The sequence below is a fragment of the Pseudomonas sp. AC112 genome, assembly GCF_979253545.1.
This window is the reverse complement of record NZ_CEEDCM010000001.1, coordinates 5,892,866-5,906,901: the sequence shown is the minus strand read 5'-3', so window position 1 is coordinate 5,906,901 and position 14,036 is coordinate 5,892,866. Positions and strand designations below refer to the sequence as shown.

Sequence of the window (14,036 nt, the reverse complement as noted above, 5' to 3'; positions counted from 1 at the left end):
GCAAGCCCGCTCCCACCTTTACAGTGGTGTACCCACTTTATTTGGGATAACCGGCCCGCTTCATCTCACGCTCGGTGGTGGTCTGCGCGGCGGTCAATGCAGCATCCACCGTCTGCTGACCGGTCAGTGCGCCGGAGAAGAATTTGCCGACCTGGGTCCCGATCGCCTGGAATTCAGGGATGGTCACCAACTGGATACCGATATACGGCACCGGCTTGAGCGTCGGTTTGGTCGGGTCCGCGACTTTCAGCGATTCGAGGGTCACCTTGGCAAACGGCGCGGCCTTCATGTACTCGTCGCTGTAGGTCGACTTGCGCGTGCCTGGCGGTACGTTGGCAACGCCGTCGGTCTTGGCAACCAGGGCGCCATATTCCTTGGAGGTGGCCCAACTGGTGAAGACCTTGGCAGCGTCCTTGGCCTTGGAACTGGTCGGGATCGCCAGGCTCCAGGAGTACAGCCACGACGTACCTTTGTCGGTTTTTTCGTGAGGGGCAAAGGTGAAGCCGACGTGGTCAGCCACTTTGCTCTGGGTCTTGTCGGTGACGAACGAGCCGGCCACGCTGGCATCGACCCAGATGGCGCACTTGCCGCTGTTGAACAGCGCCAGGTTCTCGTTGAAACCGTTGCTGGAAGCACCCGGCGGGCCGGACTTCTTCATGTTGTCGACATAGAAGTTCAGCGCGTCCTTCCATTCAGGGCCGTTGAATTCAGGTTGCCACTTCTCGTCGAACCAACGTGCACCGTAGCCGTTGGCCAGGGTGGTGATCAGCGCCATGTTCTCGCCCCAGCCGGCTTTGCCGCGCAGACACAGGCCGTACTGCTCTTTGCTCTTGTCGGTGAGTTTGGCGGCGAATTCGCCGATCTGGCTCCAGGTTGGGTGCTCGGGCATGGTCAGCCCGGCGTCCTTGAACAGGTCGGTGCGGTAATAGGTGATCGAGCTTTCGGCGTAGAACGGCAGGGCGTACAGCGAGCCCTTGACGGACAAACCGTCACGCACTGAAGGGAATACATCGTCGAGGTCGTAGGACGCCGGCAGGTCCTTCATCGGCTCCAGCCAACCCTTGGCACCCCAGAGTGCAGCTTCGTACATGCCGATGGTCAACACATCGAACTGCCCGCCCTGGGTGGCGATGTCAGTGGTCAGGCGCTGGCGCAGCACGTTTTCTTCGAGCACCACCCAATTCAGCTTAATGTCCGGATGCTCGGTCTCGAAGGTTTTCGAGAGCTTTTGCATGCGGATCATGTCGCTGTTGTTGACGGTGGCAATGGTCAGGGTCTGCGCGCCAAAGCTGACGGCGCTGAGGGTCATGCAGGTGGTCATGCAGGTCGAAACAAGCAGTGCTTTTGCTGTGAACTTCATCGCGCACTCCATTTCCGCGCCCAGGGGGCTACAGAAGGACAGTTATTGTTGTTGTGTCTTCCTACAGGTCGTCAGGAAGAGTGTGCGTTGATTACAGCCTTCAAATGGGGTTATGACAAATCCTTGGGCGCACTTGGACTGATACTTTTTTGCACTCGCGCTGCCGAGGGCTGAAACGATTCGCCCAGTGTGCCCCCTGTAGGAGCCGGCTTGCTGGCGATGGTGGTCAACGATAACGCGCAAAACCGGGTAAACGTGGCGTTTGCAGCATTTTCGCCGGCAAGCCGGCGCCTACCGTTCAAGCCAGGTTCTGTTCGGTAAGCCGCTGCACCGCCAGGCGCCGGTAGTGGGAAGGGGTCATGCCCTTGAGTTGCTGGAAACGCCGGTTGAAGTTGGAAATGTTGTTGAACCCCGACTCGAAACACACATCCGTCACGGCCTTGTCGCCATCGGCCAGCAGTTCGCAGGATTTGCTGATACGCAGGCGATTGACGAATTCGATAAACGTCCGCCCGGTCGCCTGCTTGAACACGCGGGAGAAATACGTCGGTTTCATCCCCAGGTATTCCGCCACTTCTTCCAGCGACAGCTCCCGCGCGTAATGCGCAAAGATGTAGTCCACCGCGCGGTTGGTGCGGTCGATGCTGTGTTCGTCGGCCAGTTGCGGCGTGGTCACGCCGGACAGCAACTGGTAGTCGTCACAGGCGCTCAGTACTTCCAGCAGGATAAAAAAATGCCCCAGCCGCGCCATGCCCTGGGCGTCCTCGATACGTTGCATCAAGGTCATGGCCTGGGCGATGGTTTTTTTGCAGCGGAACTCGATGCCGTATTGTGCGCGCTCCAACAACGGCGCCAGGCTCCTGAGTTCGGCAAAGATGTGGCTGCCTTGCTCGAACAGTTCATCGGTGAAGTTCACCAGCATGTCGCGTTTGGGCACCACCTCGTCTTCCTCCACCTGGCTGATCCAGTTGTGGGGCAGGTTGGGGCCGGTGAGAAATAGGCTTTCCGGGTAGAAGTTGCCGATATAATCGCCGATGAACACCTTGCCGGAACTGGCGACGATCAGGTGCAGCTCGTATTCCTTATGAAAGTGCCAGCGCACCAGCGGGCAGGGGAAACCGTGCTGGCGATAGATGATGGACAGGCCGTTATGGTCGTCCATCAGTTCGTAGGAAGGATCGGTGATACGCGTTGCTCGGGTCATGCTGCCGTCGCTTTATTGTGGTTGCTGCGTAGGATAATGCCCCCTCACGCGCAACCTCGCCAGCGCCGCTGTCTAGACGTTGCGGTTTTTCGCCTCGATCCACTGCGACATGTACTGGGTACTTTTATGTGCATGGTGGCGCAGCATGCTGCCGGTGAAGTTGTCCCGGCGATGGGCCGTGAGGTGGCTGCGGCACTGCTCCAGGCACGCCACCAACGCCGGGCCGTGGACCTTCTGGTCATAACGGCGGGCCAACAGTTGGCGACCGTCTTCCTGGGCCTGGGTCCAGCGTTCACGGTCTTGATACAAGGCTACCGCCGCCGCCGCGAGGGCAGGGGCGCTGTGTTCTACCACGCCAGGCCATGGCTGCTCGTCACCCATGGCTTCGGCGCCCATCGGCGAGGTAACGTTTGGCGTACCGCAGAGCATCGCATCGGCCAGCTTGCCCTTGATGCCGGCACCAAATCGCAGGGGGGCCAGGCAGATACGCGCGGCGGTCATCACCTGCAAGGCGTCTTCAGCCCAGTTCATCACATGAAAACCCTGCGCCGGGTTATGCAAGGCGGTGGCTTTGGGCGGCGTGTAGGCGCCATAAATGTGCAACTGCGCTCCCGGCAATTGCTGGCGGATCAGCGGCCACAGGCTGTTTTTCATCCAGAGCACCGCATCCCAGTTGGGCGCGTGGCGAAAGTTGCCGATGCTGAGAAAGTGCGCGCGGTCTTCAAAGGGGGCGAAGGGCTCGGTCGGCGGCTCCAGCATCAGCGGGCACCAGTGGAGCAGGGCAGCTGGCACCTTGAAGTGCTCGGTGAGCAGGCGGATTTCCACGTCGGAAATCATCAGGCTGATATCACAGCGGTAAATCGCCGCGATTTCGCGCTTGGCCAGGTCGGTCTCGGCCATCAGTCGGAACTCTTCCTGCAACGCCGGGGAAAACAGGGCGCTGAAGTCGTCGCTGTCGGGGTGCGCCTTCAGGTGATCCTTTAAACGCTGGTGACGTGCGTCGCGCAGGCTTTGCAGGTCGGAGGTTTCCAGCACGCGCAGGGCGTCGGGGCAGCATTTTTCGACGCGCCAGCCAAACTGTTCCTCCATCATGAAACGGTCGAACAGCACGATATCCGGGGCCAGTTCGCAAATAAAGTCATCGAAACTGCTGTTATTGAGCTCGATGGCGCATTCGGCGATACCCAGCGCGGGCAAATCGGCTTTGTGTTCGCCAATGGTCGCTGGGCTGCTGAAGGTGATGTCCCAACCTTGCGTAAGAAAACTCTCAAGGATTTGCATCATATGCCCACCTGCGGCCGAAGAGCGGGGCTCCGGCCAGACGTAACCAATGACCAGGACTTTGGTGGCAGGGGCATTCATCGACATCGTGTTCCTTGAGGGGCAGGGCGCAAAGCGCGCAATTAAACCATAACCTGCGACATGACAATTTATGTTTGGCGGTAGGTAGCGAACGCACTTTGTGGTTAACTTCGGCCTCTCGAATTCGTTAAACCCAAATCAGCATAAGGATTCCGTTCATGGCTCAAGTCACCCTTCGTGGTAACCCTGTCCAGGTTGAAGGCGAATTGCCGAAAACCGGCACCCAAGCCCCTGATTTCACCCTGACTGCCGGCGATCTGTCGGACGCAACCCTGGCGACCTTCGCAGGCAAGCGCAAAGTGCTGAACATCTTCCCAAGCGTCGACACCCCGACCTGCGCGACCTCGGTTCGCAAGTTCAATGCCCAGGCTAACGAGCTGAACAACGCTGTCGTACTGTGCATCTCCACCGACCTGCCATTCGCCCAAGCCCGTTTCTGTGGCTCCGAAGGTCTGGAAAACGTGAAGAACCTGTCCGACTTCCGTGATTCGGATTTCGCGGTGGACTACGGTGTTTCGATTGCTGATGGCCCGCTCAAAGGCCTGACCGCACGCGCCGTTGTCGTGCTGGACGAAAACAACAACGTGCTGCACAGCGAACTGGTCAGCGAGATCGGCCAGGAGCCGAACTACGAAGCAGCCCTGGCTGTTTTGAAGTAACTGTTTCGGTACGTTACTGTCGTTTTGCAGTAACACGCTTGATGCATGATTGCGGCCTGGCCTAGTCCAGGCCGTTTTTATTTGTCGGTCAGCGGCTTAGCGAAATAGCCGATGAACTAAGGTCAGAAGTTAAAAGTTGTAAGCCCAAGGTAAATAGCCGGTAAAGGCGCTTTTCTTAATGCGCCCCAGTGCTTATCTTTCAGCCTCCCAAAGAAGAAGCTCTCGCGCCCAATGGTTGATCACTCCATGCAATCCTCCCCCCGTAAGTCCCGCCGCTGGCTGTTCGCCCTGCTCGTGCTGGTGGTTATCGCCGGCCTCTGCTGGAAATTCTGGCCCGGCAGCCACAAGGACGCCACCGCGCAGGCGCCAGCCGGACGTGCCGGCAAGTCGGGGATGATGCGCCCGGGCTTTGGTGGCTCCACGGGCCCGGTGCCAGTGCGCGTGGCCCCGGCGGTACTGGGGGAATTCCCGGTGTACTACAAGGCGTTGGGCACGGTCACCGCGCTCAACACCATCAACGTGCGCAGCCGGGTGGGTGGTGAGCTGGTGAAGATCGCCTTTGAAGAAGGCCAGATGGTCAAGGCCGGCGACCTGCTCGCCGAGATCGACCCGCGCAGCTACCAGAACGCCTTGCTCCAGGCCCAGGGAACGCTGATGCAGAACCAGGCCCAGCTGAAGAACGCCCAGGTCGACGTCCAGCGTTATCGCGACCTGTATGCCCAGGACAGTATCGCCAAGCAGACCCTGGACACCGCCGAAGCGCTGGTCTTGCAGTACCAGGGCACGGTCAAGACCAACCAGGGCGCGGTGGATGATGCCAAGCTCAACCTCGAATTCACCAAGATCCGCGCGCCGATCAGTGGCCGCGTCGGCCTGCGCCAGGTAGACGTGGGCAACCTGGTGGCAGCCAACGACACCACGTTCCTGGCCGTGATCACCCAGACCCAGCCAATCAGCGTGGCCTTCACCTTGCCGGAGAACACCCTGGAAACCGTGCTCGCCCGCTACCACGCCGGCAACAAACTGCCCGTGGAAGCCTGGGACCGTGGCGACGTGAAGCAACAGGCGACCGGCGTGCTGCAGAGCCTGGACAACCAGATCGACGTGACCACCGGCACCCTGAAATTCAAGGCGCGTTTCGATAACAAGGACCAGGCGCTGTTCCCCAACCAGTTCGTCAATGTGCACCTGCTGGCCGACACCCTGCACAACGTGGTGCTGGCTCCGTCGGCGGCGATCCAGTTCGGCAACACCGGCACCTTTGTCTACGTGCTGGACGGCGACAAGAAGGTCAAGGTGCAGCCCCTGGTGGTCGGTGACACCGATGGCGACAACACCGTGATCAAAGAAGGCCTGAAGGCCGGCGACCGCGTGGTGCTTGAAGGCACCGACCGCCTCAAGGACGGCAGCGAGATCGAAGTGGTCAACGACAGCAGCGAAGTACCGACCACCCCGACCGAACACCTGCAAGGCAAGCCTGCGGCTAAAGGGGAGACCGGCACCACCGCCGGCAAGGCGCAAAAGGTCGGTTCATGAACCTGTCGCGGCTGTTTATCCTTCGCCCGGTCGCCACCACGCTGAGCATGCTGGCCATTGTGTTGGCCGGCATCATCGCGTATCGCTTGTTGCCGGTGTCGGCCTTGCCCCAGGTGGATTACCCGACCATCCGCGTGATGACGCTGTACCCCGGCGCCAGCCCGGATGTGATGACCAGCGCGGTGACCGCGCCACTGGAACGCCAGTTCGGGCAAATGCCCGGCCTCACGCAAATGGCGTCCACCAGCTCCGGCGGTGCGTCGGTGCTGACCCTGCGATTCAACCTCGACATCAATATGGATGTCGCCGAGCAACAGGTGCAGGCCGCGATCAACGCCGCCACCAACCTGTTGCCCAAGGACCTGCCGGCGCCGCCGGTGTACAACAAGGTCAACCCGGCCGATACCCCGGTGCTGACCCTGGCGATCACCTCCAAGACCATGCTGCTGCCCAAGCTCAATGACCTGGTCGACACGCGCATGGCGCAGAAAATCGCGCAGATCAGCGGCGTCGGCATGGTCAGCATCGCCGGCGGCCAGCGCCAGGCCGTGCGCATCAAGGTCAACCCCGAGGCCCTGGCGGCCAATGGCCTGAACCTGTCGGACGTGCGCACCCTGATCGCCGCCTCCAACGTCAACCAGCCCAAGGGCAACTTCGACGGCCCCACCCGGGTGTCGATGCTCGACGCCAACGACCAGTTAGTGTCGCCCCAGCAATACGCCGAGTTGATCCTGGCCTACAACAATGGCGCGCCGCTGCGCCTCAAGGACGTGGCACAGATCGTCGACGGCGCCGAAAACGAACGCCTTGCCGCCTGGGCCAATGAAAACCAGGCCGTGCTGCTGAACATCCAGCGCCAGCCGGGGGCCAACGTGATCGAGGTGGTGGACCGCATCAAGGCGCTGTTGCCGAGCATCACCGACAACCTGCCGGCCGGCCTCGACGTAACGGTACTCACCGACCGTACCCAGACCATCCGCGCCTCGGTCAAAGACGTGCAGCACGAATTGCTCATCGCCATTGCCCTGGTGGTGATGGTCACGTTCCTGTTCCTGCGCCGGGTCAGCGCCACGATTATCCCGTCCATCGCCGTGCCGCTGTCGCTGGTGGGCACCTTTGGCGTGATGTACCTGGCGGGGTTCTCCATCAACAACCTGACGCTGATGGCCCTGACCATCGCCACTGGCTTCGTGGTGGACGACGCCATCGTGATGCTGGAGAACATCTCCCGTTATATCGAGGAAGGCGAGACCCCGCTGGCCGCCGCGCTCAAGGGCGCCAAGCAGATCGGCTTCACCCTGATTTCCCTGACCCTGTCGCTGATCGCCGTGCTGATCCCGCTGTTGTTCATGGCCGACGTAGTGGGGCGCCTGTTCCGCGAATTCGCCATCACCCTGGCGGTGGCGATCCTGATTTCCCTGGTGGTGTCCCTGACGCTCACGCCGATGATGTGCGCACGCTTGCTCAAGCGTGAGCCCAAGGAGGAAGAGCAGAGCCGCTTCTACAAGGCCAGCGGCGCCTGGATCGATTGGTTGATCGCGCGTTACGGGGGCATGTTGCAGTGGGTGCTCAAGCACCAGCCGCTGACCCTGTTGGTGGCCATCGCTACCCTGGGCCTGACCGTGTTCCTCTACCTGGTGGTGCCCAAGGGCTTCTTCCCGGTGCAGGACACCGGCGTGATCCAGGGCATTTCAGAAGCGCCGCAGTCGATTTCCTTCGCGGCCATGAGCCAGCGCCAGCAACAGTTGGCCAAGATCATCCTGGCCGATCCTGCCGTGGAAAGCCTGTCTTCCTATATTGGTGTGGACGGCGACAACGCCACCCTCAACAGCGGGCGCCTGCTGATCAACCTCAAGGCCCACGGCCAGCGCGACCTGAGTGCCGCCCAGGTGATCACCCGCCTGCAACCGGAAATCGACAAGCTGGTGGGCATTCGCCTGTTCATGCAGCCGGTGCAGGACCTGACCATCGAAGACCGGGTCAGCCGCACCCAGTACCAGTTCAGCATGTCGTCGCCGGACGCCGAGCTGTTAGCGCTGTGGAGCGAAAAACTGGTCCACGCGCTGAGCCAGTTGCCCGAACTTACCGACGTCGCCAGCGACCTGCAGGACAAAGGCTTGCAGGTGTACCTGGTGATCGACCGCGACGCGGCTTCGCGCCTGGGTGTCAGCGTGTCGACCATCACCGACGCGTTGTATGACGCCTTCGGCCAGCGGCAGATCTCCACCATCTACACACAGGCCAGCCAGTACCGCGTGGTGTTGCAGGCCCAGTCCGGCGAAACCCTGGGGCCGGAGGCACTGAACCAGATCCACGTGAAGACCACCGACGGCGGCCAGGTGCGCCTGTCCAGCCTGGCCCATGTGGAGCAGCGCCAGGCCCAGTTGGCAATTGCGCATATTGGCCAGTTCCCGGCGGTGATGATGTCGTTCAACCTGGCCCCCGGCGTTGCACTGGGCAAAGGCGTAGAGTTGATCAACCAGACCCAGAAAGACATTGGCATGCCGGTGGGCGTGCAGACTCAGTTCCAGGGCGCGGCCCAGGCGTTCGAAGCGTCGCTGTCGAGCACCTTGCTGCTGATCCTGGCGGCGGTGGTCACCATGTACATCGTGCTCGGCGTGCTCTACGAGAGCTATATCCACCCGATCACCATTCTCTCGACCTTGCCGTCGGCGGCGGTGGGGGCCTTGCTGGCCTTGCTGCTCAGTGGCAATGACCTGGGCATGATCGCGATCATCGGCATCATCCTGCTGATCGGTATCGTCAAGAAGAACGCGATCATGATGATCGACTTCGCCCTCGATGCCGAGCGCAACCAGGGCCTTGACCCGCAGACCGCCATCTACCAGGCGGCGCTGCTGCGTTTTCGGCCGATCCTGATGACAACCCTGGCGGCGTTGTTCGGCGCGGTGCCGTTGATGCTGGCCACCGGTTCCGGCGCGGAATTGCGTCAACCGCTGGGCCTGGTGATGGTCGGCGGCCTGCTGGTAAGCCAGGTGTTGACGCTGTTCACCACGCCGGTGATCTACCTGTATTTCGATCGCCTTGGCCGCCGCTGGCGCAAAGAGCCGCAAAGCCTGGAGCCGGTTGAGTCATGAACCTGTCCGGACCTTTCATTCGCCGGCCGGTCGCGACCATGTTGCTGAGCCTGGCGATCCTGTTGCTGGGCGGTGTCAGCTTCAACCTGCTGCCGGTGTCGCCGCTGCCGCAGATCGACTTCCCGGTGATCGTGGTGTCGGCCAGCTTGCCCGGCGCCAGCCCCGAGGTGATGGCGTCTACCGTGGCCACGCCGCTGGAGCGCTCGTTTGGCGCGATTGCCGGCATCACCACCATGAGCAGTTCGTCGAGCCAGGGCTCGACCCGAGTGATCCTCGCGTTCGATTCCGACCGCGATATCAACGGCGCGGCGCGGGAAGTGCAGGCGGCGATCAACGCCTCGCGCAACCTGTTGCCCAGCGGTATGCGCAGCATGCCCACCTACAAGAAGATCAACCCGTCCCAGGCGCCGATCATGGTGCTGTCGCTGACCTCGGACGTGCTGCAAAAGGGCCAGCTGTACGACCTGGCCTCGACCATTCTGTCGCAAAGCCTCTCGCAGGTGCCCGGTGTGGGTGAGGTGCAGATCGGCGGCAGCTCCCTGCCAGCGGTACGCATCGAGCTGGAACCCAAGGCCCTCGACCAGTACGGCGTGGCCCTCGACGACGTGCGCAACACCATCGCCAACGCCAACCAGCGCCGGCCCAAGGGTTCCCTGGAAGACAGCCAGCGCAACTGGCAGATCCAGGCCAATGACCAGTTGGAAAAGGCCAAGGACTACGAGCCGCTGCTGATCCGCTACCAGAATGGCGCGGCCCTGCGCCTGGGCGACGTGGCCAAGATCAGTGACGGCGTGGAAGACCGCTACAACAGCGGTTTCTTCAACAACGAACCGGCGGTGCTGCTGGTGATCAACCGCCAGTCTGGCGCCAACATCATCGAGACGGTCCGGCAGATCAAGGCGCAGTTGCCGGCGTTGCAGGCGGTGCTGCCGTCCAGCGTCAAGCTGAGCCTGGCCATGGACCGCTCGCCGGTGATCACCGCCACCTTGCACGAAGCCGAGATGACCTTGCTGATCGCCGTGGGCCTGGTGATCCTGGTGGTGTACCTGTTCCTCGGTAACTTCCGCGCTTCGTTGATCCCGACCCTGGCAGTGCCGGTGTCGCTGGTCGGCACCTTTGCGGTGATGTACCTGTACGGGTTCTCGCTGAATAACTTCTCGTTGATGGCGTTGATCCTGGCCACCGGCCTGGTGGTAGACGATGCCATCGTGGTGCTGGAAAACATTTCCCGGCACATCGACGAAGGCGTGCCCCCGATGAGGGCCGCGTACCTGGGCGCCCAGGAAGTCGGCTTTACCTTGCTGTCGATGAACGTGTCGCTGGTGGCGGTGTTCCTGTCCATCCTGTTCATGGGCGGGATTGTCACCAACCTGTTCCGCGAGTTTTCCATCACCCTGTCGGCCGCGATCATTGTGTCGCTGATTGTCTCGCTGACCCTCACCCCGATGCTATGCGCGCGCTGGCTCAAGCCCCATGTCAAAACCCAGATGACCGGTTTGCAGCGCTGGAGCCAGAAGATCAACGACCGCATGGTCGCCGGCTACGCCACCAGCCTGGACTGGGTCTTGCGCCATCGTCGCCTGACTCTGCTCAGCCTGTTGCTGACCATCGGCATGAACGTGGCGCTGTACGTGGTAGTGCCGAAAACCTTCATGCCCCAGCAGGACACCGGCCAGTTGATCGGTTTTGTGCGCGGCGACGACGGGCTGTCGTTCAGCGTGATGCAGCCGAAGATGGAAACCTTCCGCAAGGCGGTGCTCAAGGACCCTGCGGTGCTCAGCGTGGCCGGTTTTATCGGCGGCAATAACGGCACCAACAACGCGGTGATGCTGGTACGCCTCAAGCCCATCAGTGAGCGCAAGATTTCTGCCCAGGCGGTGATCGAGCGCCTGCGCAAGGACGTGCCGCTCGTACCGGGCGGTCGGCTGTTCCTGATGGCCGACCAGGACCTGCAATTTGGCGGCAGCCGCGACCAGACCAGTGCGCAATATTCCTACATCCTGCAAAGCGGCGATCTGGCGGCACTGCGCCTGTGGTACCCCAAAGTCGTGGCGGCCTTGCGTGAACTGCCGGAGCTGACCGCCATCGACGCCCGCGAGGGCCGGGGCGCGGCGCAAGTCACGCTGGTGGTCGACCGCGACCAGGCCAAGCGCCTGGGCATCGACATGGACATGGTCACGGCGGTGCTCAACAACGCCTACAGCCAGCGGCAGATTTCGACCATCTACGACAGCCTCAACCAGTACCAGGTGGTGATGGAGGTCAATCCCAAGTACGCCCAGGACCCGATCACCCTCAACCAGATGCAGGTGATCACCGCCGAAGGTGCGCGGGTGCCGTTGTCGACCATCGCTCATTATGAGAACAGCCTGGCCGACGACCGCGTGAGCCACGAAGGCCAGTTCGCCTCGGAAAACATCGCCTTCGACATGGCGCCCGGTGTGACGGTGGAGCAGGGCACGGCCGCCATCGAGCGGGCGATTGCCAAGGTTGGCTTGCCGGAGGACGTGATCGCCAAGATGGCCGGCACCGCCGATGCCTTCGCGGCCACGCAGAAGGGCCAGCCGTTCATGATCCTGGGCGCGCTGGTGGCGGTGTACCTGGTGCTGGGTATCCTGTATGAGAGCTACATTCACCCGTTGACGATCCTCTCGACCCTGCCGTCGGCGGGGGTCGGCGCCATGCTCGCCATCTACCTGACGGGGGGCGAGTTCAGCCTGATCTCCTTGCTGGGCCTGTTCCTGTTGATCGGGGTGGTGAAGAAGAACGCGATCCTGATGATCGACCTGGCGTTGCAGTTGGAGCGCAACGACGGCCTGGGCCCGCTGGAGTCGATCCGCAGCGCCTGCCTGTTGCGCTTGCGCCCGATCCTGATGACCACCCTGGCAGCCATCCTCGGCGCCTTGCCGTTGCTGCTGGGCGCGGGCGATGGTGCGGAAATGCGCCGTCCGTTGGGCCTGACGATTATCGGCGGCCTGGTGTTCAGCCAGGTCCTGACCCTTTACACCACCCCGGTGGTCTACCTCTATCTCGACCGCGCGCGCCATCGCTTCAACAAATGGCGCGGCGTGCGTACCGATGCTGCCCTGGACACTGCGCTATGACCGATTCAACTCACGCCAATGCACCACGTCCGCGCGATTCAACGACGCCCGGCGTACCGCATTCCCCTGCAGGAGCCGGCTTGCCGGCGATAAACGCCCAGGCACCGCGTACCTCCCGGTTGGGCGCATTATCGTTGACGACCTTCGCGAGCAAGCTTGCACCTACCGTGGGGTTGGCGTTGTTGCTCAGCGCCTGCGCCGTCGGCCCGGACTACCACCGGCCAGAGGTCATCGAGCCGGCGCAATTCAAGGAAGCCCAGGGCTGGCGCCAGGCTACCCCCAGCGACTCCCTGGCCCGTGGCGCCTGGTGGGAATTGTACGGCGACCGCCAACTCAACGACCTGGTCACGCGCCTGAACACCTCCAACCAGACCGTGGCCCAGGCCGAAGCGCGTTTTCGCCAGGCCCAGGCCTTGGTGCGCAGTTCACGCGGGGCGTTTTACCCCACCGTTGACCTGAGCGCCGGGAAAACCCGCGCCAGCCAAGGCACCGGCAGCAGCAACGCCAGCCTCAGCAGTTCCAGCAGCGGTATCCGCGACACCCTCAATGCGCAGCTGGGCGTGAGCTGGGAAGCCGACATCTGGGGCAAGTTGCGCCGGGGCCTCGAAGCCAATGAGGCCAGCGCCGAAGCCAGCTCGGCGGACCTGGCGGCGATGCGCCTGAGTCAACAGTCGGAGTTGGTGCAAAGCTACCTGCAACTGCGCGTCATGGACGAACAGACACGCTTGCTGCAGGCCACGCTGGAGACCTATCAGCGTTCCCTGCAAATGACCGAAAACCAATACCGTGCAGGGGTTTCCGGCAAGGACGCGGTGGCCCAGGCGCAAACCCAACTGAAGACCACCCAGGCCAGCCTGATCGACCTGATCTGGCAGCGCGCCCAACTGGAAAACGCGATTGCGGTGTTGATCGGCGAGGCGCCGGCGAACTTCAACCTGGCGGTGAGCAAGGACATACCCGCGTTGCCGCAGATCCCGGTGAGCCTGCCCTCGCAGCTGCTGGAGCGCCGTCCGGACATCGCCTCGGCGGAACGCTCGGTGATCGCTGCCAACGCCAATATCGGCGTGGCGAAGGCTGCCTACTACCCGGACCTGAGCCTGAGCCTGGCCGGGGGTTATTCCAGCAGCACCTACGCCGACTGGATCAGCCTGCCGAACCGCTTCTGGTCGGTGGGGCCGAAGCTGGCCATGACCTTGTTCGATGGCGGCCAGCGCTCGGCGGAAGTCGACCGTACCGTGGCCTCCTATGACGAGACGGTGGCCAAGTACCGCCAGACCGTGCTGGACGGTTTCCGTGAAGTGGAAAACTACATGGTGCAGCTCAAGGTGCTGGAAGACGAGGCGGTGGTCAGCAACGAAGCGCTGGAGGCTGCGCGTGAGTCGCTGCGCCTGACTCAGAACCAGTACAAGGCCGGCCTGATTGCCTACCTGGACGTGGTCACCGTGCAGGCCACGGCGCTGAGCAACGAACGTACTGTGTTGACCTTGCTGCAGACGCGCTTGGTGGCCAGTGTGCAATTGATCGCGGCATTGGGCGGTGGCTGGGACGGGCAGACGCCGATTGCCGAGAAAGACTGACTCTGCAACGCCGATCATCTGTAGGAGCCGGCTTGCCGGCGATCGCGGTGGGTCAGTGTGCATCTTAGTGCCTGATCCGACGCCATCGCCGGCAAGCCGGCTCCTACAGGGGGGTGAAGGTCGACCTCCGCGCAGT

The 14,036-nt window shown here is 62.2% G+C and carries 8 protein-coding genes; 5 read left to right on the top strand and 3 right to left on the bottom strand.

Annotated elements, in window-relative coordinates:
• Positions 1–37: 37 nt before the first annotated feature.
• The 3 genes from AC0IYN_RS27385 to AC0IYN_RS27375 form a co-directional block, all read right to left on the bottom strand.
• Positions 38–1,321 (bottom strand): ABC transporter substrate-binding protein, encoded by a 1,284-nt coding sequence (locus AC0IYN_RS27385; RefSeq protein ID WP_457267624.1) that lies wholly within the window; start codon positions 1,319–1,321, stop codon positions 38–40.
• Between the two features lie 337 nt (positions 1,322–1,658).
• Positions 1,659–2,564, bottom strand: a complete 906-nt coding sequence (locus tag AC0IYN_RS27380) for a helix-turn-helix domain-containing protein (RefSeq protein WP_457239496.1) — start codon at positions 2,562–2,564, stop codon at positions 1,659–1,661.
• A 72-nt stretch (positions 2,565–2,636) separates the two neighbouring features.
• Positions 2,637–3,926 carry a glycosyltransferase gene (locus tag AC0IYN_RS27375; RefSeq protein WP_457267623.1) on the bottom strand — a complete coding sequence of 430 codons (1,290 nt, stop codon included), beginning with the start codon at positions 3,924–3,926 and terminating at the stop codon, positions 2,637–2,639.
• Positions 3,927–4,084: 158 nt separating this feature from the next.
• On the opposite strand from AC0IYN_RS27375, the gene tpx reads away from it, so the two are divergent.
• From tpx to AC0IYN_RS27350, 5 genes are all read left to right on the top strand, one after another.
• Positions 4,085–4,585 carry a thiol peroxidase gene (gene tpx / locus AC0IYN_RS27370; RefSeq protein ID WP_406598272.1) on the top strand — a complete coding sequence of 167 codons (501 nt, stop codon included), beginning with the start codon at positions 4,085–4,087 and terminating at the stop codon, positions 4,583–4,585.
• Positions 4,586–4,816: 231 nt separating this feature from the next.
• Entirely contained in the window at positions 4,817–6,121 is a 1,305-nt protein-coding gene (locus tag AC0IYN_RS27365; RefSeq protein WP_406598271.1) for an MdtA/MuxA family multidrug efflux RND transporter periplasmic adaptor subunit, read from the top strand.
• A complete protein-coding gene (locus tag AC0IYN_RS27360; protein ID WP_471844205.1) occupies positions 6,118–9,219 on the top strand; it encodes an MdtB/MuxB family multidrug efflux RND transporter permease subunit in 3,102 nt (1,033 codons plus the stop codon). Before AC0IYN_RS27365 ends, AC0IYN_RS27360 begins: the two co-directional genes overlap by 4 nt.
• The gene (locus tag AC0IYN_RS27355) at positions 9,216–12,323 is read left to right on the top strand and encodes an efflux RND transporter permease subunit (RefSeq protein ID WP_457239499.1); all 3,108 of its coding nucleotides are present in this window, start codon (positions 9,216–9,218) and stop codon (positions 12,321–12,323) included. The genes AC0IYN_RS27360 and AC0IYN_RS27355 overlap by 4 nt, the downstream gene beginning before the upstream one ends.
• Entirely contained in the window at positions 12,320–13,900 is a 1,581-nt protein-coding gene (locus AC0IYN_RS27350; RefSeq protein WP_457248499.1) for an efflux transporter outer membrane subunit, read from the top strand. The genes AC0IYN_RS27355 and AC0IYN_RS27350 overlap by 4 nt, the downstream gene beginning before the upstream one ends.
• The last annotated feature ends 136 nt before the right edge of the window (positions 13,901–14,036 follow it).

Excerpts from the sequence above, each read along its gene's own strand:
- AC0IYN_RS27350 (WP_457248499.1), top strand. The coding sequence starts at position 12,320 with ATGACCGATTCAACTCACGCCAATGCACCACGTCCGCGCGATTCAACG.
- tpx (WP_406598272.1), top strand. The coding sequence starts at position 4,085 with ATGGCTCAAGTCACCCTTCGTGGTAACCCTGTCCAGGTTGAAGGCGAA.
- AC0IYN_RS27355 (WP_457239499.1), top strand. The coding sequence starts at position 9,216 with ATGAACCTGTCCGGACCTTTCATTCGCCGGCCGGTCGCGACCATGTTG.
- AC0IYN_RS27365 (WP_406598271.1), top strand. The coding sequence starts at position 4,817 with ATGGTTGATCACTCCATGCAATCCTCCCCCCGTAAGTCCCGCCGCTGG.
- AC0IYN_RS27375 (WP_457267623.1), bottom strand. The coding sequence starts at position 3,926 with ATGAATGCCCCTGCCACCAAAGTCCTGGTCATTGGTTACGTCTGGCCG.
- AC0IYN_RS27380 (WP_457239496.1), bottom strand. The coding sequence starts at position 2,564 with ATGACCCGAGCAACGCGTATCACCGATCCTTCCTACGAACTGATGGAC.
- AC0IYN_RS27360 (WP_471844205.1), top strand. The coding sequence starts at position 6,118 with ATGAACCTGTCGCGGCTGTTTATCCTTCGCCCGGTCGCCACCACGCTG.
- AC0IYN_RS27385 (WP_457267624.1), bottom strand. The coding sequence starts at position 1,321 with ATGACCACCTGCATGACCCTCAGCGCCGTCAGCTTTGGCGCGCAGACC.